This window comes from Bacillus cereus group sp. N31, from assembly GCF_016483245.1.
GTDB lineage: Bacteria > Bacillota > Bacilli > Bacillales > Bacillaceae_G > Bacillus_A > Bacillus_A toyonensis.
In genome coordinates this window covers 272,914-293,550 of record NZ_JAEHCH010000002.1, presented here as the reverse complement: position 1 = coordinate 293,550, position 20,637 = coordinate 272,914, and the positions used below count along the sequence as shown (strand labels likewise).

Below are 20,637 nucleotides of genomic sequence, written 5' to 3'. Positions count from 1 at the left end.
TTATTTTTTTTTCATTGCGATTATGATTATATTTCATAAAAATATGCAGAATTTATTCTTTTGAAATTCAATTAAAGATTCCTTGTCTCGCCTTCACTTTAAGCCGGATGATTGTCAAAATGATTCCTAATACAGCACAATTCTTATGGTATATTCCAACCTTAAATCGTAATCATTATGATTTATCATTGATTTTTTCTTTTCTATCTATTATCATAAAACGTAATGATTACGATTTAAAGGAGAGAAATTATTTTATGAAAAAAGTACCTATTACCGTATTAAGTGGTTTTTTAGGAGCCGGAAAAACCACTTTACTGCATCATATTTTGACTAATAAAAACAACTTAAAAGTAGCTGTTATCGTTAATGATATGAGCGAAGTAAACATTGATGCGTCCCTTATAAAAAAAGGTGGTTTTTCACGCACAGAGGAAAAATTAGTAGAAATTCAAAATGGTTGTATTTGTTGTACACTACGAGAAGATTTAATGATAGAAGTGAATCGTCTTGTTGAAAATGGTGATATTGACTATATAGTTATTGAATCTTCTGGTATAAGTGAGCCTATTCCAGTTGCCCAAACCTTTACTTATACAGATGAAGTTCTTAACATTGATTTAACGAAAAATTGTCACCTCGATACGATGGTTACAGTTGTAGATGCACATAGATTTTGGGATGATTTTGCAGATGGAGAAAGTTTGCTAGACCGAAAACAGGCAATCGATGAAACTGATACTCGGGAAGTTATTGATTTATTAATAGATCAAATTGAGTTTGCAAATGTAATTATTCTTAATAAGATAGACCTACTAGAAAAAGAAGATGTGATAGAACTCCATCATTTACTAAAGAAATTAAATCCTAGCGCCAAGGTTATTGAATCTTCATTTAGCAAAGTACCATTGCAAGAAGTTTTAAACACAAATTCATTTAATTATGAAGAGGCCAGTCAATCGGCTGGCTGGATGCAAGAATTAAATAGTGACCATCATACACCTGAAACGGAAGAATACGGTATTCATTCCTTTGTGTACCGTCGTAAATATCCTTTTCATCCTGAACGCCTTATGAATTGGCTAGAAAAATGGCCATTAGATGTTGTAAGAGCGAAAGGATTTTTCTGGCTCGCCTCTCGTAATACTATGATAGGGCTTCTATCACAAGCTGGTTCCTCTATTACAATTCAAGGTGCTGGTGAATGGATAGCGGCATTACCTGAGGCTGAAAAAAATCAAATCATTACAGAAGAACCAGAAGTATTGAAAAACTGGGATGAACAATATGGAGATCGAATAACTGAACTCGTATTTATCGGAATTGACATGGATCGTTCTTTAATTGAACAATCATTAGATAATTGTCTATTAACAAAAAAAGAAATGAAACAAGATTGGAATAGCTTTGTTGATCCTATTCCAGCTTTTACTTATACTTCATAACAAAGTGAAAAAAGGCTTCCGTAGCATGGAGCCTTTTTTCACTTTGTAGCACTCTTATTTAACATATTTGCTTTCATAAGAAACACCATTATACCCAAAACAATTAAGGTAGCATATACGACACCAACTACATCACCTATTTTTTCTAAGCCAAACGGTAATAGTATAGTAGCAACTCCGACTATATAGGAAAATACTCCTGAAAGCTTCGCTAATTTATTTTTATCTCCAACAAACGTTTCTTCTTGATATCCTGCCAACAAAAACAATCTCTTTTTCACATGTATTTGATACCCTAAAAAAATGATAAGTAATCCAACAAATAAACAAACCAAAAATCCTGCTAGCATTTCAATACCACCCTCTCTACAATATTTTACCACGTACAAAAAAAATTCGTCTCCATTATTAATAACTTTTCATTTAATTAGAAGTTTCAGTTTATTGATGCTCTTTTTTGTGATATATTGCATATTGTATCCAATATATATTTTTGGAAGGAGGATTATATGTCTTATGGATCCAAATCGATTAAAAGGAATTATAATGGTCATAATCGGTGCTTGTTTATGGGGCTTGTCCGGAACAGCTGCGCAACAACTTTTTCAATATGAAAATGTTTCAACCGAATGGTTAGTTACGATCCGTTTGCTTATATCTGGGGTTATTCTACTCATTATTTCATCATTCGGAACGAGAAAAAAAGAGATTTTTGCCATCTGGAAGCAAAAATCCGACGCTAGTAAAATGATTTTGTTCGGTCTTTTCGGCATGCTTGCTGTACAGTATACGTACTTCGCCTCTATTAAAGAAGGAAACGCTGCTGTTGCAACTTTGTTACAATATTTAGCCCCTATATTTATCACTGTATACTTACTTTTCAAATGGAACGTTCGTCCATCAAAAATTGATTATATTTCAATTACACTCTCATTAGTAGGGACTTTTCTCTTATTAACAAACGGGTCTATGCATAACTTAGCTGTATCTACACCAGCTATCATTTGGGGCATTTTATCTGGACTATCTCTTGCATTTTATAGTTTGTATTCAAAAAAATTGTTAGAAAAGTGGTCTTCATCTGTTATCGTTGGCTGGGGTATGATTATTGGGGGTATTGGTGTAACGATTTTACACTTTGTTTCCACAAACGAATTCATTTTATTATCCACTATAAAGTATGTAAAACTAAGTACCCTCCCGCTCATTACATTTGTAGTCATTTTCGGGACACTCATAGCATTTTATTTGTACTTAGATAGTATAAGATACCTTACGCCGAAAGAAACAACGTTATTTGGTTGTACAGAGCCGCTCGCAGCTATTATTTCTTCCGTACTTATTTTGCACGTACCGTTTCAATCTTTTCAGTTATTAGGTGCTTTTTGTGTCATTGTAATGGTGCTTATATTAAGCCAAAAGCCGGATGAAGGAAAACCGAAGCTAAAACTTATGAGTAGAAAAAAACAAAACATACAATGAAAGGATTGAATTATTTATGCCTGTCCCTCAAAATTATAAAAAACCTGGAAGAGTTTCCGCAAAGTCACTCGTTTTAACCCAACTACAAGATTGGATTATAGAAGGTGTATTACAACCAGATGAAAAAATTAATGATGGGGAATTGGCGGAAGCACTAGGTGTAAGCAGAACACCAGTTAGAGAAGCTTTACAAATTTTAGAGCTTTCTGGGCTAGTAGAAATGATTCCCGGTCAAAAAACGAAAATTGCTCCTATTAAATTAGAAGACGTATCTATCATTTATGAGACGCTGGCCGGTCTTCACTCAATTATAGGAAAACAAGCACTTCAAAAAGTTACAGATGCTGATATTAAACTACTTTCCGAGATAAATGATACTTTTCAACAATCTATACATGAAAAAGATTCAAAAAAAGCTTTAAAACTAGATATACAATTTCACAATACAATTACTTCTATTGCTAAAAACCGATATATTGAACCTTTTCTAGAAAATATGCAGCTTCACGTTTTACGACTGGAATATTTGTTTTTCCAAAACTTTGTGCCTGCAAGTCAATCTATTAAAGAACATCACTCTATCATTCAAGCACTTCAAAAGCAGGACGAAAAACAAATGGAACAAATGATGGCTCAAAACTGGCTCCGTCCCATGAAAGAAATACAAAAAATGATTTCTATGAAAGAATAAGAAAGCTGGTTACACAAAAGTGTAACCAGCTCCCTCTTTACTAATCTATATGCTATGCCTGAATATTCGCGTAACCTTCAATATCTTCGTACTCTTTTTCCAATTCCTCTAAAGATAGCTCGTATAATTGTCTGTCGCGAATCTTAAACACCCCTGCTCCAATTAACTCATCAATTAAATGCCTCTTACGATTTTCAACAGCAAAACGGAGTTGACTACTCATCTTTTAAAAAACTCCTTTCTACGATCATTGAAAATGATAATCTTTATCAATTACCACTTTTGATTATAAAAGATGATTCTTAATAAGTAAAGTAATCTTATGAAATATTTACCTTACAAAGTATTTGTGGCCACATTATATATATGTATGCCCTGCGAAAAATGTTATGACACTTTTTCTGATCTTTTTCTTTCATACTTTGCAAGTTGTCTCGCTATGATAAAACTCACCTTCCATTTCTACTTGGATGGTGACATGTTCTACATGAAACTTCTCCTTTAATACATCCGTAGCCTCTTTTAATACACTTTGCGTTTCATTACCTTTTATAATCAGGTGGCAAGTTAATACTTGAAAATCCGATGTGACAGACCATATGTGCAAATCATGAACTTCTTTTACAATCGCAATCGTTAATAATGTATTTTTCACCTCATCCATATCTATGTGCTGCGGTGCACCTTCCATTAATATATGGACTGTATCACGTGTTACACGCCACCCACTAATAATGACTAAAATAGACACAAGAATACTAGCAATTGCGTCTGCAACATTCCATCCGAAAAATTTAATAAGTAACGCAGCAATAATCGCTCCAACTGACCCTAATAGATCACCTAGTACGTGTAAGAAAGCACTTCTTAAGTTCAAATTACCTTTCACATCTCCGCCTCTCATTAATATCCAAGCTGATAAAATATTAATAAGCAAACCAAGTACAGCAATAATGAGCATCCCATTACTAGCAATCTCAACTGGTTCTTTAAAACGACGAATTGCTTCAATAAAAATGTATATAGAAATGACGATAAGAACGACACCGTTACATAATGCCGCTAACATTTCGACGCGCTTATACCCGTATGTTTTTGCAGTCGTCGCTGCTTTTTCTCCAAGCTTAAACGCAAGTAAACTTAAAGCCAAGGATACTGCATCACTTAACATATGCCCCGCGTCAGATAATAGTGCTAAACTATTTGTTACAAATCCGCCAATAACTTCAGCAACCATAAAGCTTGTTGTTAGTAAGAATGCAAGTAGTAACGCCTTTTTATTTTTAGAATGCCCGTGATCATGTGAATGTCCCATACTTATACTCCTTTAAGTGCCATATCTGTATGTTAGTATGAAACAAACTCCCCATCTTTATCCCGAATTGACCGCCCGTAAACCCCGCTTCCTCTGTATACACACTTCGCTACTTTTTAAACAATCCCTTTTTCTCAAATAAAAACAAGACTACTTCTTTTTTATTTTCATATTGTTTACTATTGAAAGAAATTTTAAGGAGGTTACGAAAATGAAACATTTATTTCTCTGTATGGAGCGTGAACTTGTTGTAGTGAAAGAACAAGATGGTAACTACGAAACGACTTGTCACTTGCAAAATATGCAACCTACCTGTATTGCCGTTGATCCGTTCCAACAAAAGCGTATATATTGCGGAACATTTGGACGAGGTTTATGGTTAAGCGACGATGGCGGAGATTCGTGGAGACCAATTGGGGATTCCTATCGCTACTTCGATTTCCCTAAAGAAGATGGTATTTTACACTCCTCTATCACTTCTATAACGATAAGCCCTAATGAACAAGTTAACAGATATGGAGTCGTTTATGTAGGGACTGAACCGAGCGCTTTATTCCGTTCAGAAAACGGTGGGGAAACGTGGACGGAACTTAAAAATATGAAATCATTATTATCTTCTTATACGTGGGCTTTCCCGCCTAGACCTTTTACTCATCACGTACGCTGGATCACAGTTGATCCAAACAATCCAAATACAATTCACGTTTCAATCGAAGCTGGTGCTGTTATTCAAAGTAACGATAAAGGGCATACATGGATTGATAAAAAATTCGGTGCTCCTATCGACGCCCATCAATTACTCATGCACCCCGAAGCCCCCAATCGCCTTTATGCATCATGTGGTGACGGATTTATGGGCGGACCTGATCGTGCCTATCTTGAAAGTTATAACAGTGGAAACAGCTGGATCTCATGTAGTGAAGGACTTGAGCATCATTATTTATACAGCATGGCTATCGATCCAGCTGATTGCGATACTGTTCTCGTTTCTGCTGCGCCAAGTGCCGATCTCGCTCATCACCGTATTCCTTATGAATCTTATATATATCGAAAAACGAAAGATACTCCTTTTGAGCAAGTACAGCAAGGACTGCCGTCTGCAATCGGTACAGTCATTTCGATGTTTGCGACAAATCCAGCAGAACCACATACGTTTTACACTTTAAATAACAATGGCGTCTTTCAATCCAATGATAGCGGCGAATCGTGGGAACAACTAAACATTCCGTGGAAAGATGAGTATAAAACGCAGCATCCGCATGCTTTACTCGTAACTAGTTTTTAACGAAAAAGAGACTGCCTAATGTTTTTAGGCAGTCTCTCTTTTATTTCTTTAAATCAATTACAATATCATCTAACACAATACCCTTATTGCCTCCCAGTTTTCGAGACACGAAACTCTCCTTTACTTGTCCTCCAACTATTGTTACCGAACCATAATTTTCAGGAGTGTGAATTCTTAAATTAACGTGAGGCGTTATTATTAGCTTGGTTGCATTCTCATTGAGTTGTTGGAATGTTTTACTCCAATTAAAATTATAAGAATCCTCACCTGAGCCTCCATTTCCTTCCCCAGAATACTGATTACCTAAATCATCCCTTACTTCTAAATCGCTATCCACTCCATCCCATACATCCCTTATTTCTTGAGATACTTCTTGGTTGTAGTATAAAATAAACGACATTGGTGTTATTTCCATTCTCTCCATATTTACTTTTACACCATCTTTTTCTGTACTACCTCTAATCAATTGCTCTTTATTTTCTATTCCTCTTAGATTAATATTAAAATTCCAATCCCCTTTTATCGTTTCTTCTGTTTCTAAAATGTCTATACTTTTTATACTCCATTCAATGTTCACTGTAGTTTCTTTACTACTAACTAGATCGCTGCTTGTTTTTATTAAACCTGTATATTTTCTATCAGCGACTTTAGTAATTTCATTGCTTCCTGATTGGGCACCTGCTCCTTTAATAGTTAAAAAATCCAATGTACTTGGATTTTTGCCTAAATCTCTGTTACTTTCTATAGAGTAGTTTATTGATACTGTCTTCCCATCGAAAATCGCATCATTTACCGTTATCTTAATTCCATTGCTTTCTTTTATCATATTTAGTACTATAGCGTATTGTTTATAATTATTATGAAGCTCCGCCGTCTTCTCTACGTCAGCTTTATAATTTTCATATAACCCTGTTCTACCATTATCTAAAAATCGGAATATGTCCCCTACTATTGGTAGTCCTCCAGCGTATGTAGGAAATCCGATGCCAAGCATGGCAACCGATACGCCGACTAAAATAGATGCTGCAGCAACACCTTTTTTCCAACTTTTCATCTTTTTCTTCGTACGTATCGACTGTTTTAAGTTACGCTTCACTTTTTCTTTTTCAATTTCAGAAGTCCCAATTTCCTCAAGTTCTTTTTCATCTATATCAATATCATTTAATAGTTCATAAATATCTTTCATATTGCACTACCTCCAAAACTAATATTCGTAGCATTTTGTTGTAGTTTCTTTTTCCCACGGTACACGCGATTATCGATCGCTGCCCGAGTTAACCCTAACTTGTCTCCTATTTCTTCTGTCTTCATACCGAGAAGATATTTCATAATGAATACTTTTTGATCTAACGGTTCCAATTGATTAATAAGATTCAATAATTCTTCCCTATCTTCCATAACGATTAATTCGTCTTCTGCCGATTTTTCGGCACTAATATGAAACTCATCTGAAATGATTTCTACTTTTTTATTCGCTTTTCGGTAATAATCAATTGCTTTAAACTTTGCAATCGCCGCAATCCATTTTTTAAAGTCACTCGGCTCTCCATGAAATTTATTTGCGTTATTCCAAATGGAAAGAAATATATCATTTATGCATTCCTCCATCAATCCATCATTTTGAACTGGAAGAAGAACTTTATGCGTAATCCCCTTTATGAGTGGTAAGTATGTATCAACAACAAATTCTAAGGCATCTTCTTTTTGCCGCTGTAATCTTTTTATAAAATTTTTCTCATTTGATTTCATGTAGCGATTCCCCTTATTTTTTTGTAAAAGCTTTTACACCCTATATAACGTCCTGAAAAATGTTTTCTCTCATCTTTTTTATTATTTTTTTATGTAATGGAATACTTTTCCTCAGCCATTGTCTCATATAACTTTGCATTTGAAGAAAATTTTCTCAAGTCTACAGTTTAATTCATGTAGTACACTATTTATGTAGTCATTCTTTAACTTAGTGTACATTTTATTTTGTTAATCTACTTTTAATTATTTTAAATTAGGAGATGAGATGTGTATGTGTGGAATTACAGGCTGGGTAGATTGGAAGAAGGACCTTTCCAATGAACATGTTGTTTTAGAAAAGATGGCGAATAGTATTGAGCATCGTGGTCCAGATGCTGAAGGATTTTGGTTTTCACCTAGAGCGGCTTTTGCACACCGGCGATTAATTGTAATTGATCCAGAAGGCGGGACACAACCAAAAACATTCCGTGCTGGTGATTATACGTATGCTCTTACTTATAATGGAGAAATTTATAATTTCCGTGAGCTGAGAGAGCAACTTCAAAAATGTGGACATGCATTTGAAACTCATTCAGATACAGAAGTGTTACTACATGCTTATTTAGAATGGAAAGAAGACTGCGTACAACATTTAAATGGAATTTTCGCTTTCGCCTTATGGGATGATCAGAAACAACAATTATTTTTAGCGCGCGATCATTTAGGTGTAAAACCACTTTTTTATACAGAAAGAAATGACAGTATTATTTTTGGTTCTGAAATTAAAGCATTATTAGCGCATCCATCTGTCCCTGCTGAAATTGATGTGGATGGAATAAATGAAATATTTGGATTAGGGTTATTTCGAACTCCAGGATGTGGTGTGTTTAAGCATATTCAAGAAGTACGTGCTGGACATTCTATAACATTTACACGTGATAAAAAAGTAGTTACGAAGTATTGGAACTTAGAAAGTAAGATCCATACAGACTCTATAGAAGATACATCTTCTCATATTTTATCTATTTTACAAGATACAGTAAAAAGACAATTAATTGCCGATGTTCCACTCGTTTGTATGTTATCAGGCGGATTAGATTCTAGTGGTATTACTGCACTTGCGGGGAAAGAATTTGCAGAGGAACACAAAACACTTCACACATATTCAATCGACTTTTTAAATAGCGCGAAAGATTTCGAACTGACATTTGCTCGAACTGGTCTAGATGCTCCTTGGGTAAAACGTGTTTCTGAACATGTAGGGACGTCGCATCATGACATTATTGTGAATGCTGAAGAATTAGCAAATCACTTATTCGTTCCCCTTCATGCGAAAGACTTACCAAGTGCAGGCGAAATGGAAACTTCACTATATTTACTATTTTGCGAAATGAAAAAAGATGCAACTGTAGCTTTATCCGGGGAATCTGCCGATGAAGTATTCGGTGGGTATCCTTGGTTTCATCAAGAAGAACTATTATATGTAGATAAGTTTCCGTGGTTAACAAACTGGAAAAACACATCTTCTCTAATATTAAACGACGTATCAAAGCAATGTAATCCTGAGCATTATATTCATACACGATTCCATGAAGCTGTTCTTGAAGTACCTACTCTTGAAGGGGAAAGTAAAAAATCCGCGAAACAACGCCAAATGTTTTATTTATTTTTAACGAGATTTCTCCCGTTCTTACTTGATCGTAAAGACCGTATGAGCATGGCTGTAGGATTTGAAGTTCGTGTACCGTTTTGCGATTATAGATTAGTTGAATATTTATGGAACGTTCCTTTCAACATAAAAAGTATTGATAATATTGAAAAAGGCATTTTACGTAGAGCACTAAAACCAGCTTTACCTGACGATATACGAAATAGAAGAAAAAGCGCTTATCCAACTTCACAAGACCCACACTACTTACAAACGATTCGTAATTTAACACTTGATATGTGTAGTAATAAAAACAATCCTATTTTCTCACTCATTAACCATTCCATTCTACTTTCAATTGCTGATCAAAGTAATAAAGAGATTAACACTTTTGAAGCGAGGAGTGCTATGGAGTATATGCTACAAGTAAATGAATGGTTGAAAACGTATCATATTCATATTGCTTAACAAAAAGGAGTTCAAGGACAACAAACCTTGAACTCCTTTTTGTTATTAATTAGCGCATTGTTTATTTTCAGTATCGATAGACCATCCGATAATCGTGGCACAATCTCTACCTTTCCACTGCAGTACATTTGTTAATACCGGCTCAATTTGTAAGCTATTTCCGTCGTGTAATATTTCTACTAAAGATTGATCATCATCAAACCTTCGTTTATCACACTCTAAAATACCGTCCGTTGCCATTACAATGTGATTCGTACCTTTTTCTAATCCCCTCACACCTGAAGTAAAACAAGGTGTATTTGCTGCGAAAATATTTTTCCTGCCGATATATTCGTAATTCTTCCGTTTATTTAATCGTCCTTTTCCATTCTTCGTTTGCTCAGAATGGAATAAGTATGCGAAACAATCACCAACTGATAGCCAATATAAGAACTCGCCTTTTCGCAAACAAATTAAACATGCAAGTTCTTCATCATTTTGATCACATTTTTCAATAAATAACTCATCTGTGAATAACGCTAATAAGTACATATGTGTATGATGAAAAGCTAAATGTATTGGGTATGAAAATAATTCTTTTAGTTTCTCTTTTCTTTCTGAAATTGCTTCTATTATATAATGGATATTTTTCGTTTTATGATGTGTATCAAAAATCATAACAAATTCAAATTGTAATTCAGGATCCCACCAAGCAAGCACCGCATCTCCTCTTTCATATGCATCACTTTCTTGGTTTCCACCGTATACGCCGACTGAAAGAGGACCACATTTTTCAACATGTATTTCATCTACATACATCTGTTCATGACTAATCCATTTAAATGTATTCACAGCTATCATCCTCTCTCTTGCTAAATGTATACCTTTACACATAGATTACCTTATATTTCAATAAAAATAAACTTTTTCAATATTTTTTATCCAAATAAAAGGATTTTATTTCTGTATTAACGAATATATCTTATTATACGATATAAAAATAGGGGGATTTATTATTATGAAAGACATCAATCAACATTGGGAGAGCATTTATTATCACTTACGATGTGAATATGAAGACAACCTTTCCCACCAAGCAATTCGTATTTTGCAAATCGTTTCCCGTGAGAAAAATATAACAATTGGAAAAGTTGCTTCTGAGCTTAGTCTCTCTCATAACACAGCATCTGAACACGTAAAGCGCCTTATTCAAAAGGATTTCCTCCTTAAAGAGAGAAATAAACAAGATGAAAGGGTCGTAAATCTTACATTAACAACCGAAGGAATGGAAGTATTAGAAAAGCATACTTTACTAGATAAAGAAAAGATAAAAATATTAGAATCACAGTTATCAAAAGAAGAACAACAATTAATTGAAAAAGCCTTTTCTTTATTAGCGAAGGAGGCAAAATATGCATTTCCTCGTTAAAGTTATCGTTTCGGCACTTATTATCGGTATCATTACTGAAGTCGCTAAACATTATAGTACGATAGGCGGCTTTATCGCTGCCCTTCCTCTTGTCAGTTTACTTAGTCTATTTTGGATTTCTTTCGAAGGTGGTAACAAACAAGAATTGAGTCAATTTGCTTTAGGTGTATTATATGGATTCCCTGCATCAGCACTACTACTATTTATCGTCTATATTAGTTTAAAAAATTCATTTGCACTTAGTACATCTGTCCTACTCGGTATAGGTGCTTGGTGTATCGTTTTTGCTTGCCAAAAATTATTTCAAACTTAGGAGGAATTATTATTCATAAATTTGTAGAGATATTGCGACAAAATATAGAAGTATATATAAAAGGAAATAGTAAACAAACTATAGTCATTCAAACTGGAATGACTTGCTCCTTTTATGATTGGCTTCCCATTATGAAAAAGCTTTCCGAGCACTTTACAGTCGTTTCATACCATCGCCCAGGTTACGGAAAAAGTGAGTTGGGAATGTATCCGCGTACTACGATACAAGTAACAAAAGAACTACATATGTTACTAGACAAACTATATATTCATGAGCCAATTATTCTAATTGGTCATTCCTATGGAGGATTATGTGCACAACATTTTGCGATGTTACATGAAGATAGGCTACAAGCACTTCTTTTAGTTGATTCTACTTCCATGAACTTACACCGATTAGACGAACTTCATTTACCGATTTCTGATCAAACTGATTCTGATGATATGTGGCTTCAAAAATATAATACGTACTCCAAAATGGATGTCGACACACTTTATAATGAACAAAAACCTATGCTCGTCAACAAACCAAAACATTATATAGAATTCTCTACATCACCCTCATTATATAAAGCGACGGTTTCTGAACTATCCGAGTGGAAAAACTGTGCTCGTTCAATAAAAGAGCTAGATATAATATTAGAAATACCATTAATCGTTATCGGTAGAGATCCTCATTATTCTATTACTCAAATGATTGAGGGCGGCATGCCAAAAGAGGAAGCAACACAACTTGAATCGACGTGGCAAAAACTAATTCGTGAACAATTTCACCTCTCTATAAACAGTCAATATATTCTAGCTGAACATGCTAGTCACGGAATAGAAAATGATCGACCAGATATTATCATTGAAGCTATTCACTCATTACACACAAAAAAAGGAAGCAACTAAAGCTGCTTCCTTACTTATCTATTCATAATCTTCTTCATCATCAATTTCTTCATAATACGAATACCCATTGCTTACATATATAGGACCATTCGCAACATCAATACGTAGTACCCATGCCCATGGCACAGCTAAACGTTTATGTAATGCTCGCCAAAAGTTCATCGATTTTCTTTCATACTCCTGGAACTCCTGAAGTAACTCTTTATAGGAGGAACCGTCTAACTGAATATTTGCTTCTAACAAACGAGAATGGGCACAGTACTGTAACTCTAGCTCAGCAGCAATTTCCATTTCTTCTTCCGTTGCCATACCAATAATTGTTCCATCTGCTGGTGCAATTTCATATACGTTGTGAACTTCAATAAGCCCTTCTTTCTCTTTCTCAAACATGTAAACAGCCTCCTTTAACATATATTTTTTATGTTACAAAGTCATACTTCTACAATAACTTCTCTCTTTCCTCTTTTTTTGATAAACTTTTACAAAATATTTATCCGATGACCTGCTTCCTCTATTCTTTCAGCAGAAATGAAACGATTATTATCAAAAGTTAATTTGTACACGTCAGGCATTTGAATTGTTTTCCAAAACTGAAAATCATATTTCGAATCAAAATAATTCATAAGTAACACCATAATATTCCCATGAGTACCTATTACAATATTCTTCCCTTTATATTTTTCCAATATATTTTGCATGCATAATATAGCACGCTTTTGTGCTACATCATTTGATTCTCCGCCTTCGTATGCAAAAGTCCAATCTTCCCACACATTCTCAATAGCATCATTAAAATCTTCTAGTGGCTCTGAACTTAATAACCTTTCCCGTAAATCTTCTTCTATTTGTATCGATACATTATATGTATTCGCAATTCCTTGTACAGTTTGAATTGCTCTTTTGTACGGGCTAGAGATCACAACATCAATATGCCCATCTTTTAATAAGCGTGTTACATTTTCTGCATCACAGTGTCCCTTTTCAGATAAAGGCCGTTCACGTTCTTCTTTTGTATATGTTGAGTGGGCATGGCGAACGAAATATATTGTCGTCATTCTTCAACTTCCTTTCTTATTTTCAATCTATATTCAATGGCATAATTAGAAAATCCTGTATCATTTATAGAAAAGAGTGCTTTTTAAAAAGCACTCTTTTGTTTACATAATAAAATTATTTCATTATAATTTATTTCTAAATTCCTTACTTGTTATAAAATCTTGAATAAAATAATCTATGTTACTTCTAAGTTTTTGATATGCAACTTGATCATCTATATCGTTAAACATAATTACAACTTCCACCTTATTGCCGTTTTTATCCGTAGTATACAAACTTTTTGTCAATACGAATGCGGTAGAACCACCCTTTTGTCCAGCGTATTCAAACTTACTATTTTTAACTGTTCCGTTAAAAACATTCTCAATTTCATCTTGCATTGATTTTGGAAAATAATTTCTACTATTTATTTTCCCCATTATACTCATATAATCTTTAGCGTTTGCACCCACTAATCGATCTGACCAAATTCGCTGAAATTCCATATCTACCTTTAATGGGATATCCCGTTTTTTCCATTCTTCTTCATCTTTCATCCATTCATGTATTTGTAACACATGTTTATTATACTCATCCTTTGACATGTTACGTATCGTTTCTAAAGATTGATTTTCTGGCTCATGAAGCTCTTTTTCTACATACCCTCTCATATATAGTGAAGCAGTATACGAAGAGAACTTGTCATGACTAGTAAGCTCTAACTCTTTTATACTTTCATTTACTCTTTCTATTCCAAGCTTTTCTAACAAATATGTTGTATTTGCATTCGAACTATAATGAATCATCCCTTTAGCGACTTCTTCCAAAGCGATTTGTCCATTTTTCACTAACTCTCTCGCTTTAGCATCTTCTAACCAGTTAGGATGCGCTCCACCATCAGTGTTTTTAACGTAATATTTTTCTAGCTCCTGCAATGAAATTTGTTCATCTCGACTTATTTTCCCTTCTGATACTTGCTTAGCAAATTCAACTGCTATTACGATTTTCGCCGTACTCGCCAATGGTAATTTTTTATTGGCATTTATAGAAGTTAATACTTCTCCATTTCTTTTAATAAATAATGAACATGTTTCATCGTCTTTATGTTCTTTTATGTACTTTAATACGTAATCAGGATCTTCTTTTGACAAATAGTACTTCATAATGACAAAGAAAGCTATAACAGCTACTAGAATCACTCCTGCAACAATTCCTATAATCTTAAATATATTCACAATATACCCCCTCTAATAAAGTGAAACTATAATCAGTGGGGTTGTTCATCCCCCACTGATTATTAGTTGAACCAATCGGCGTTTACGGGCAGCCCGACTCTCACCTAACATCTTCGCTCCAGCCGAATTTTAAGGTGGGAGTTTTACTGCCCGTTAATGCCAGATACATTCCCTTCTATATAATTATTATAACGAATTGAATTACAAAATTATACAAAACAGAATAACTCTTCCTAAAAAAGAAAGAGTTACTCTATTTCACATGAAGTTATTTGTCCATTTAGCGTAACGACTATATTTGAGTCGTCACTTTCTTTAACATCTTTTAGCCGTTTGGAGTTAGGTGGACCAATTACAACTGACTCCTTAATTGGCGAAAGGTCCTTCTCTAATTTCTCTGCACTTACACCGTATGCAGCTTGAAATACTTCTGGTGGTGTTAATCTAAGTATGTCTGATCCTTCTGCGGTTTCAAACTGATCGTTATTGAAGAACAAATGTAATTGTACTTCTTCTGTTATGGCTGTGATCCAATGCCACCATCCCATTGGAATAAAGACAGTTTGCCCCGCTTTTACATGATAATTTTGCAATTGATTCGTTTCAGGATTTAAAATGGATGTAACTGCTTCTCCTGATACAACAACATCTAATTCCCATGCATTCGGATGCCAATGCGGTTCTCGCATATGTCCCTTCGTCATAAATAAATCAACAAATGCTCCTCCAATCATTGCTGGTAACTGCGTTGAAGTAACTTCATATGCAACGTTTTTCTCATCCCTTTTAAAAAAGACATTTTTTCTTGAATCAAAGAAAAGGTTTGGAGTTCCTGAGCTTTTCTTTAAATTTTTATTATCTGGAACATAACCTGACGTACTCATATCATCCCTCTTTTCCGCTCCTAACATTTTGTACTTAACGATGTATCGTATGGAAAAAATAGATGATATGTGCCTATTCAGCACATAATAAAAAAACATGCTTTCATTAGGAAAACATGTTTTGTGATATCCTTCACATTGTTTAGTTAAATAATAACTCTTTTACTTACCATGATGTAACATTAAATCACTAAGTTCTTCTTCAATGTGATTTAATTTCGCAACGCCTTCTTTCCATTTATGAATATAACGTGAAACTCCAACGAAAAATAAAACAATAATTGTAGAAAGAATAATACCATACACGATTGCTACAGTACTCATAGTTACACTTCCTTATAATTAGTAATGTGGTTATTAGTTATATTTTTATTATAAACCTTTTTCTTTTAAAATACTTCGATTTCAACTTTTTGTAACAAAATTGATTTTTCTAATATTTCGTTCGTAAAAATGGCATATTTTTCACAAATTATACAAAACTTCACCATATGTACTATTACCATATGAGTTATATTATTAAATAGAATAAAGGGGATGATATACTATGACGACTTGGTTTATTGTACTGTTAGTTGTATTTGGGGCATTTAAAATTATCGTTTCTAGCCTTCCTAACTCTGTTATTGAATCCATTATTAGCAAGTACGAAACACATCCACAACTTGAAGAAGAGAATGTGACTGTTACTATTAATGGGAAGAGCGTAGAAGACGAAAAAAAGTCTCAAATCATTCATGATTTTAATGAAGGTTTATTTTTAGATCGCTATTATGCACCGCCTCACAATGAAGGCACTCCTTTAATTATCAATGCAAAACGTGGCAAAAAGGATTTTACATTTTATATTTATAGTCACGAGGAGCATGTTGATGTTGTAAAACAACATAAAAAGAAGGTAGTTGCTTATAGTTTACGCTCTAAAAATCTTCAAAATAGTGATATGTTCGTGTCAGCTGACTTAGCTTAATACTCATATATTAGAAAAAGGAATCCACGAAATATGGATTCCTTTTTTCTCATTTACTGAAAAATAAGCTCTGTCTTCAAACTATCTTTCGGTAACAACCATCCTTTTTTCTCTATACTCGCCATTAATAATTCTCTTTGTTTTGTCGCAAAACTTTCCTCATTTGTTTTAAACGACACTTCTATTACGAAGTCATCTTCTATCTTCCCAGTATTACTTAATGGCCAAATTTCAATATTCGTTTTTATATTTTCAAATTCACCTGTATATCGTTTCATTAATACAGGACCGTAAATGTGAGAATCCCTTAACATTTCTTCTCCCCAATTCGTATACAACCATTTGTTCATTTTCCCTGGTAACTTTTCTATTAACATATTTTGAGCAGCTTGTTCGTTTGGTAAGTCAAGTACTCCATATCCTTTCGCACTGTAACTTTTCTTATTTGAAATACTTAACGTTTTCTTCCCAAATCCCCAATCTATTTCCGCCTCATAACTATCAGTTTTACTATCAAATCCTTCTTTTTTAGCTACTTCTAGTGCATCTTGAATTACACCATTTTGAATAGGATATCTTTTTTTATATGTTAGCTCAAAATCTTTACTAAATTCTTTCTTTCGAATTCTCGCAAACCAACCTTCATCACTTAAATTTTTATTCGCAGTATCTAAAAATTGCACTTGTATTCTTTCATAATTTGTACCAACCTGGAAATGTTCTAGTACCTCTTGCTTAATCTCTTTGTTATAACCTAATACTTGTTCTGGCTTCAATAGTAACTTCACTTCAAAACTAGGTTTCATTGGACTAGCAGTAAGCCCTTCCTTAACGTTATAAAGGAAACAACAAAAGAAAATGCTTACGAATACAAATACTTTTTTCATATACCTATCCCCTTTACATTTCAAATGACTTCTATACGTTCCATTGCAAGTGAATATATATTTTCATATCCTGCTGTACTTAGCTTTTGTTGTAAACGATCCGTATCCTCTTTAAGAGCGTGCACTAGCAAAGTATGTTCCGGTAATAATATATTTAACATTGCCTTAACATCACCCATACTTTGATGAACTTTATACGGAACTCGATTCACCCTACATGTATTCCTTACATGCTCTTTCATAACTTTTTCTGCAAAACTCTCTTTCGCAATATGTCCTGTAAAAATAATGGAATTCCGTTCTTCATGCCGAAGTTGTTCATAGTATAACTGTGCGCGTTTCGTTTGCATATTCGCATCACTCATTACAACTATTCCGTAACTATTTTGCATACTAATGTCATGATCCATAACGATTATGTTTCTTTTTAAACTCTCCATAACCCATTGAAGTTCTTCATTATTTTTTATCCAATCTTTATATAGGAACATCTCTTCAAATCCAGCCAAAATTTCTTTATCTACTATAAGCGGAAATTCTTTATATCGTTCATATAAATACAATACTATATCTTGCGCCCTACCAAGTTGCGGCAGCGGTAGTAATGCTATTCCTTTATTTTTCATAACTCGTTCAATTTCTGCACATAGATCATCTAATCTTTCATTTTGCGAAACATCATCAGTATGGTAAGCGGCATCTACAATTGCAATTTTTATATTGCTTCGCAACTTCTCAGGTAAATTAGCTCGTAGTATATTAGATTCTGCGGAATAATCACCAGAATAAAATACGTATGTATTACACATATCCACTAAAAACCAAACTGCTCCTAATACATGCCCACTATACCCCCATTGAAACCGCAATGTAGGAGTAATCTGTATCCATTCATTTGGATTACTAATCTCATCAATATATACATAATTTAAATCTTTTATATTTTGATCGTTATACGGTACATTCCACCCTTGCGAAAGATTGTAGTTTCTCCATTTTTCAAAATAAGCTGGAAGTTGTTCCTTTGTATAACGAGTTGTCCAAATTTTTTTCTTATATCCATACTTCGCTAATAAAGGTAAACCCATCGTATGATCTTCATGAATATGCGATAAAAATACCGCATCTAAAAATGGAACGACTTCTCTTTCTATTTTTGGATAACTATCTTCATACGATCGATTAATACCACAATCAAATACGATTTTTGTCTCTTTATTTTTTACAAAATAGCAGGAACGACCGTACTCTCCTGCTCCTCCCCATACTTCTACCCTCATCATGCGACCCCTTTTCTTTTTTGCTCCATATGTTGCAGAAGTAATAAGCATAGTGTTGTAAGTCCAACAGAAACAACTGCCATCGCCATTCCTATAGATACTTCCCCCTGTTCAAATTGAGCAAAAATAAACGTTGCTGACGTTTCTACTGATGGAGGTAATACGAGAAGCGATGCTACTAACTCTCGTATTGAAATCGTAAATGTCATCGCCCATCCAGCGATAATGCCAGGAATAATAAGAGGCAATATTATTTTCCTAAAAATATAAATATAATTCCCGGAAAAAATACTTCCTGCCTGCACAAGAGAGTCATCAATTTGTCCGAGCGATGATTTTACATACTGCACTGTATAAGGTAAAAAAAGAACAACATACGTTACGATAACCATAACAGGTGTATTGTAAATGGACATAGGCATATATGGTGAATTCCAAAATAAAATAAGACCTACAACCATCACTATTCCTGGTACCATATTCGGTAACATACCGCACATATCAAGCCATTTTTCAGAAGACTTCTTCCCCTTTCGAATCATAAGTGCTAAAAAGACTCCAATCATTACAGCAACAACCGCTGTTACGAGCGAAAAAAGAAAACTGTTCCATAAAGCTTCTAATCCTGGAGAACCCATTGTAAACAATGCTTCATAATGACTTATTGTAAAGTTATTTACATGTAAGCCACCGCCTCTTAATTTCGACAATGAAGCAATCAGTATAGAAAAGTATGGGATACCAATTGATACGATTAGCAAACTAATCACATAAACCCATGCTACAACGCGCGCAAATATAGACAAAGTATACCTTTTAGATTTCACACCTTTTCCACTAACCATTGCATATGAATACTTTCGATTCAATACATTTTGCATATACCAAATGAGCATACATGCACTAAGTAATAAAGAAGATAATGCTGTTGCACTACTAAAATCAATCGGCCAACTCGAAATAAATTTATGGATTTCTGATGTTAACACGTGGAATCCTATTCTACGCCCAAATGTAGCTGGTGTTCCAAATTCAGCAATCGTCTTTACGAAAATGAGTAAAGCACCCATGACATAGCTTGATACTAATAACGGCAATATTATTTTTCGTAAACGATAGAAAAAGCTCCCACCATGAACTGCTGCCGCTTCTTCTTTACTACTCCCAATCTGAAGTAACGTGTTTTTCAACATGAAATAAAGGAATGGGAATAAATGCAGACTCATAATTAAGACCATACCTCCTAAACTAAAAAACGATGATGAAATCGTCTTTAGCATCGGAAAAAATTGTTCAAAATAGCCGTTAGGTTGCATGAACAAAATCCATCCCATCGATCCGATATAAGGCGGGGTCATAAATGGAATCATAAAAACAATATCTAACTTACTATACTTTCCTACATCTGTTTTACTCATAATGAACGCCAATGGAAATGCAAATATTGTAGCTCCTATTACAACGAGTACACCTAGCAGCATCGAATTCAGAAAAATCCCAGCTAATCCGCCACTCTGCATGACTTCAAAAGGCTTTAAAAAATTCCAACTGCTATTTTCATATACACTAGAAAATAAAATGAGAAAAAGCGGAATGACGATTAACATCGCCACAAGTAACAACGCTACTGTCATTCCAACTTGTCTTACTGACACGAATCGATTTACCAT

24 protein-coding genes are annotated in these 20,637 nt (G+C 34.2%); 9 read left to right on the top strand and 15 right to left on the bottom strand.

Annotated elements, in window-relative coordinates:
- The first annotated feature begins 257 nt into the window (after nt 1–257).
- Nucleotides 258–1,445, top strand: coding sequence for a GTP-binding protein (locus JDS81_RS05840; RefSeq protein WP_097954697.1), 1,188 nt, complete (start codon nt 258–260; stop codon nt 1,443–1,445).
- A gap of 38 nt (nt 1,446–1,483) precedes the next feature.
- Here the strand turns inward: JDS81_RS05840 and JDS81_RS05835 are convergent, their stop codons facing one another.
- Nucleotides 1,484–1,795 (bottom strand): DUF3784 domain-containing protein, encoded by a 312-nt coding sequence (locus JDS81_RS05835; protein WP_097954719.1) that lies wholly within the window; start codon nt 1,793–1,795, stop codon nt 1,484–1,486.
- Between the two features lie 166 nt (nt 1,796–1,961).
- Here JDS81_RS05835 and JDS81_RS05830 point away from each other — a divergent pair, with 166 nt between their 5' ends.
- Together JDS81_RS05830 and JDS81_RS05825 are read left to right on the top strand one after the other, a co-directional pair.
- A complete protein-coding gene (locus tag JDS81_RS05830; protein ID WP_000371442.1) occupies nt 1,962–2,927 on the top strand; it encodes a DMT family transporter in 966 nt (321 codons plus the stop codon).
- A 16-nt stretch (nt 2,928–2,943) separates the two neighbouring features.
- On the top strand, nt 2,944–3,618 hold the full coding sequence (locus tag JDS81_RS05825) for a GntR family transcriptional regulator (RefSeq protein ID WP_001145066.1): 675 nt from the start codon (nt 2,944–2,946) through the stop codon (nt 3,616–3,618).
- Between the two features lie 52 nt (nt 3,619–3,670).
- On the opposite strand, the gene fbpA is transcribed toward JDS81_RS05825, so the two are convergent.
- Complete coding sequence (gene fbpA, locus JDS81_RS05820) at nt 3,671–3,841, bottom strand: Fur-regulated basic protein FbpA (RefSeq protein WP_097954696.1); 171 nt, start codon at nt 3,839–3,841, stop codon at nt 3,671–3,673.
- 192 nt (nt 3,842–4,033) lie between these two features.
- Nucleotides 4,034–4,933, bottom strand: a complete 900-nt coding sequence (locus JDS81_RS05815) for a cation diffusion facilitator family transporter (protein ID WP_097954695.1) — start codon at nt 4,931–4,933, stop codon at nt 4,034–4,036.
- A 211-nt stretch (nt 4,934–5,144) separates the two neighbouring features.
- Between JDS81_RS05815 and JDS81_RS05810 the strand changes: the two genes are divergently transcribed.
- Nucleotides 5,145–6,218, top strand: a complete 1,074-nt coding sequence (locus JDS81_RS05810) for a WD40/YVTN/BNR-like repeat-containing protein (protein WP_097954694.1) — start codon at nt 5,145–5,147, stop codon at nt 6,216–6,218.
- A gap of 40 nt (nt 6,219–6,258) precedes the next feature.
- Here the strand turns inward: JDS81_RS05810 and JDS81_RS05805 are convergent, their stop codons facing one another.
- Both JDS81_RS05805 and JDS81_RS05800 read right to left on the bottom strand, forming a co-directional pair.
- Entirely contained in the window at nt 6,259–7,404 is a 1,146-nt protein-coding gene (locus JDS81_RS05805) for a DUF4179 domain-containing protein (RefSeq protein WP_097954693.1), read from the bottom strand.
- Nucleotides 7,401–7,967: a sigma-70 family RNA polymerase sigma factor gene (locus JDS81_RS05800; protein ID WP_000840024.1), complete on the bottom strand. Its 567-nt coding sequence runs from the start codon at nt 7,965–7,967 to the stop codon at nt 7,401–7,403. The genes JDS81_RS05805 and JDS81_RS05800 overlap by 4 nt, the downstream gene beginning before the upstream one ends.
- A 271-nt stretch (nt 7,968–8,238) precedes the next feature.
- Between JDS81_RS05800 and asnB the strand changes: the two genes are divergently transcribed.
- Nucleotides 8,239–10,062, top strand: a complete 1,824-nt coding sequence (gene asnB / locus JDS81_RS05795) for an asparagine synthase (glutamine-hydrolyzing) (RefSeq protein ID WP_097954692.1) — start codon at nt 8,239–8,241, stop codon at nt 10,060–10,062.
- Nucleotides 10,063–10,107: 45 nt separating this feature from the next.
- Here the strand turns inward: asnB and JDS81_RS05790 are convergent, their stop codons facing one another.
- The gene (locus JDS81_RS05790; protein WP_002047737.1) at nt 10,108–10,935 is read right to left on the bottom strand and encodes a PP2C family serine/threonine-protein phosphatase; all 828 of its coding nucleotides are present in this window, start codon (nt 10,933–10,935) and stop codon (nt 10,108–10,110) included.
- Between the two features lie 124 nt (nt 10,936–11,059).
- Here JDS81_RS05790 and JDS81_RS05785 point away from each other — a divergent pair, with 124 nt between their 5' ends.
- Genes JDS81_RS05785 through JDS81_RS05775 form a run of 3 tightly spaced genes read left to right on the top strand, consistent with a single transcriptional unit; the run spans nt 11,060 to nt 12,676 of the window.
- Nucleotides 11,060–11,470: a MarR family winged helix-turn-helix transcriptional regulator gene (locus tag JDS81_RS05785; protein WP_000651923.1), complete on the top strand. Its 411-nt coding sequence runs from the start codon at nt 11,060–11,062 to the stop codon at nt 11,468–11,470.
- Nucleotides 11,454–11,783: a DUF3147 family protein gene (locus JDS81_RS05780; protein WP_000545617.1), complete on the top strand. Its 330-nt coding sequence runs from the start codon at nt 11,454–11,456 to the stop codon at nt 11,781–11,783. Before JDS81_RS05785 ends, JDS81_RS05780 begins: the two co-directional genes overlap by 17 nt.
- The gene (locus JDS81_RS05775; protein ID WP_142316345.1) at nt 11,744–12,676 is read left to right on the top strand and encodes an alpha/beta fold hydrolase; all 933 of its coding nucleotides are present in this window, start codon (nt 11,744–11,746) and stop codon (nt 12,674–12,676) included. The genes JDS81_RS05780 and JDS81_RS05775 overlap by 40 nt, the downstream gene beginning before the upstream one ends.
- Nucleotides 12,677–12,694: 18 nt before the next feature.
- Here the strand turns inward: JDS81_RS05775 and JDS81_RS05770 are convergent, their stop codons facing one another.
- The 6 genes from JDS81_RS05770 to JDS81_RS05745 all read right to left on the bottom strand — a co-directional run bounded on the left by JDS81_RS05770 (nt 12,695) and on the right by JDS81_RS05745 (nt 16,336).
- Nucleotides 12,695–13,066, bottom strand: coding sequence for a hypothetical protein (locus JDS81_RS05770; RefSeq protein WP_000461765.1), 372 nt, complete (start codon nt 13,064–13,066; stop codon nt 12,695–12,697).
- 89 nt (nt 13,067–13,155) lie between these two features.
- Nucleotides 13,156–13,731, bottom strand: coding sequence for a histidine phosphatase family protein (locus JDS81_RS05765; protein ID WP_000208273.1), 576 nt, complete (start codon nt 13,729–13,731; stop codon nt 13,156–13,158).
- 123 nt (nt 13,732–13,854) lie between these two features.
- Nucleotides 13,855–14,946 (bottom strand): serine hydrolase, encoded by a 1,092-nt coding sequence (locus JDS81_RS05760; protein ID WP_097954691.1) that lies wholly within the window; start codon nt 14,944–14,946, stop codon nt 13,855–13,857.
- Between the two features lie 248 nt (nt 14,947–15,194).
- Nucleotides 15,195–15,830 (bottom strand): cupin domain-containing protein, encoded by a 636-nt coding sequence (locus JDS81_RS05755; protein ID WP_000107762.1) that lies wholly within the window; start codon nt 15,828–15,830, stop codon nt 15,195–15,197.
- Between the two features lie 162 nt (nt 15,831–15,992).
- On the bottom strand, nt 15,993–16,154 hold the full coding sequence (locus JDS81_RS05750) for a hypothetical protein (RefSeq protein ID WP_000108701.1): 162 nt from the start codon (nt 16,152–16,154) through the stop codon (nt 15,993–15,995).
- A 65-nt stretch (nt 16,155–16,219) separates the two neighbouring features.
- A complete protein-coding gene (locus JDS81_RS05745; RefSeq protein ID WP_002011946.1) occupies nt 16,220–16,336 on the bottom strand; it encodes a hypothetical protein in 117 nt (38 codons plus the stop codon).
- 41 nt (nt 16,337–16,377) lie between these two features.
- Here JDS81_RS05745 and JDS81_RS05740 point away from each other — a divergent pair, with 41 nt between their 5' ends.
- Nucleotides 16,378–16,800: a YfmQ family protein gene (locus JDS81_RS05740; protein WP_000214566.1), complete on the top strand. Its 423-nt coding sequence runs from the start codon at nt 16,378–16,380 to the stop codon at nt 16,798–16,800.
- A gap of 53 nt (nt 16,801–16,853) precedes the next feature.
- On the opposite strand, the gene JDS81_RS05735 is transcribed toward JDS81_RS05740, so the two are convergent.
- The 3 genes from JDS81_RS05735 to JDS81_RS05725 are packed head-to-tail and all read right to left on the bottom strand — an operon-like array spanning nt 16,854 to nt 20,637.
- Nucleotides 16,854–17,687: a hypothetical protein gene (locus JDS81_RS05735; RefSeq protein ID WP_097954690.1), complete on the bottom strand. Its 834-nt coding sequence runs from the start codon at nt 17,685–17,687 to the stop codon at nt 16,854–16,856.
- A 20-nt stretch (nt 17,688–17,707) separates the two neighbouring features.
- Nucleotides 17,708–18,970, bottom strand: coding sequence for an MBL fold metallo-hydrolase (locus tag JDS81_RS05730; RefSeq protein WP_142312877.1), 1,263 nt, complete (start codon nt 18,968–18,970; stop codon nt 17,708–17,710).
- Nucleotides 18,967–20,637, bottom strand: a complete 1,671-nt coding sequence (locus tag JDS81_RS05725) for an ABC transporter permease (protein ID WP_097954688.1) — start codon at nt 20,635–20,637, stop codon at nt 18,967–18,969. The genes JDS81_RS05730 and JDS81_RS05725 overlap by 4 nt, the downstream gene beginning before the upstream one ends.

What these genes read in the sequence shown, in the direction of transcription:
- JDS81_RS05805 (WP_097954693.1), bottom strand. Translation starts at nt 7,404, where the DNA reads ATGAAAGATATTTATGAACTATTAAATGATATTGATATAGATGAAAAA.
- JDS81_RS05725 (WP_097954688.1), bottom strand. Translation starts at nt 20,637, where the DNA reads ATGGTAAATCGATTCGTGTCAGTAAGACAAGTTGGAATGACAGTAGCG.
- JDS81_RS05825 (WP_001145066.1), top strand. Translation starts at nt 2,944, where the DNA reads ATGCCTGTCCCTCAAAATTATAAAAAACCTGGAAGAGTTTCCGCAAAG.
- JDS81_RS05810 (WP_097954694.1), top strand. Translation starts at nt 5,145, where the DNA reads ATGAAACATTTATTTCTCTGTATGGAGCGTGAACTTGTTGTAGTGAAA.
- JDS81_RS05745 (WP_002011946.1), bottom strand. Translation starts at nt 16,336, where the DNA reads ATGGTAATAGTACATATGGTGAAGTTTTGTATAATTTGTGAAAAATAT.
- JDS81_RS05750 (WP_000108701.1), bottom strand. Translation starts at nt 16,154, where the DNA reads ATGAGTACTGTAGCAATCGTGTATGGTATTATTCTTTCTACAATTATT.
- JDS81_RS05800 (WP_000840024.1), bottom strand. Translation starts at nt 7,967, where the DNA reads ATGAAATCAAATGAGAAAAATTTTATAAAAAGATTACAGCGGCAAAAA.
- JDS81_RS05770 (WP_000461765.1), bottom strand. Translation starts at nt 13,066, where the DNA reads ATGTTTGAGAAAGAGAAAGAAGGGCTTATTGAAGTTCACAACGTATAT.
- JDS81_RS05765 (WP_000208273.1), bottom strand. Translation starts at nt 13,731, where the DNA reads ATGACGACAATATATTTCGTTCGCCATGCCCACTCAACATATACAAAA.
- JDS81_RS05780 (WP_000545617.1), top strand. Translation starts at nt 11,454, where the DNA reads ATGCATTTCCTCGTTAAAGTTATCGTTTCGGCACTTATTATCGGTATC.
- JDS81_RS05840 (WP_097954697.1), top strand. Translation starts at nt 258, where the DNA reads ATGAAAAAAGTACCTATTACCGTATTAAGTGGTTTTTTAGGAGCCGGA.
- JDS81_RS05755 (WP_000107762.1), bottom strand. Translation starts at nt 15,830, where the DNA reads ATGAGTACGTCAGGTTATGTTCCAGATAATAAAAATTTAAAGAAAAGC.
- JDS81_RS05830 (WP_000371442.1), top strand. Translation starts at nt 1,962, where the DNA reads ATGGATCCAAATCGATTAAAAGGAATTATAATGGTCATAATCGGTGCT.
- JDS81_RS05740 (WP_000214566.1), top strand. Translation starts at nt 16,378, where the DNA reads ATGACGACTTGGTTTATTGTACTGTTAGTTGTATTTGGGGCATTTAAA.
- JDS81_RS05835 (WP_097954719.1), bottom strand. Translation starts at nt 1,795, where the DNA reads ATGCTAGCAGGATTTTTGGTTTGTTTATTTGTTGGATTACTTATCATT.
- asnB (WP_097954692.1), top strand. Translation starts at nt 8,239, where the DNA reads ATGTGTGGAATTACAGGCTGGGTAGATTGGAAGAAGGACCTTTCCAAT.
- JDS81_RS05785 (WP_000651923.1), top strand. Translation starts at nt 11,060, where the DNA reads ATGAAAGACATCAATCAACATTGGGAGAGCATTTATTATCACTTACGA.
- JDS81_RS05790 (WP_002047737.1), bottom strand. Translation starts at nt 10,935, where the DNA reads ATGTGTAAAGGTATACATTTAGCAAGAGAGAGGATGATAGCTGTGAAT.
- JDS81_RS05815 (WP_097954695.1), bottom strand. Translation starts at nt 4,933, where the DNA reads ATGGGACATTCACATGATCACGGGCATTCTAAAAATAAAAAGGCGTTA.
- fbpA (WP_097954696.1), bottom strand. Translation starts at nt 3,841, where the DNA reads ATGAGTAGTCAACTCCGTTTTGCTGTTGAAAATCGTAAGAGGCATTTA.
- JDS81_RS05730 (WP_142312877.1), bottom strand. Translation starts at nt 18,970, where the DNA reads ATGATGAGGGTAGAAGTATGGGGAGGAGCAGGAGAGTACGGTCGTTCC.
- JDS81_RS05735 (WP_097954690.1), bottom strand. Translation starts at nt 17,687, where the DNA reads ATGAAAAAAGTATTTGTATTCGTAAGCATTTTCTTTTGTTGTTTCCTT.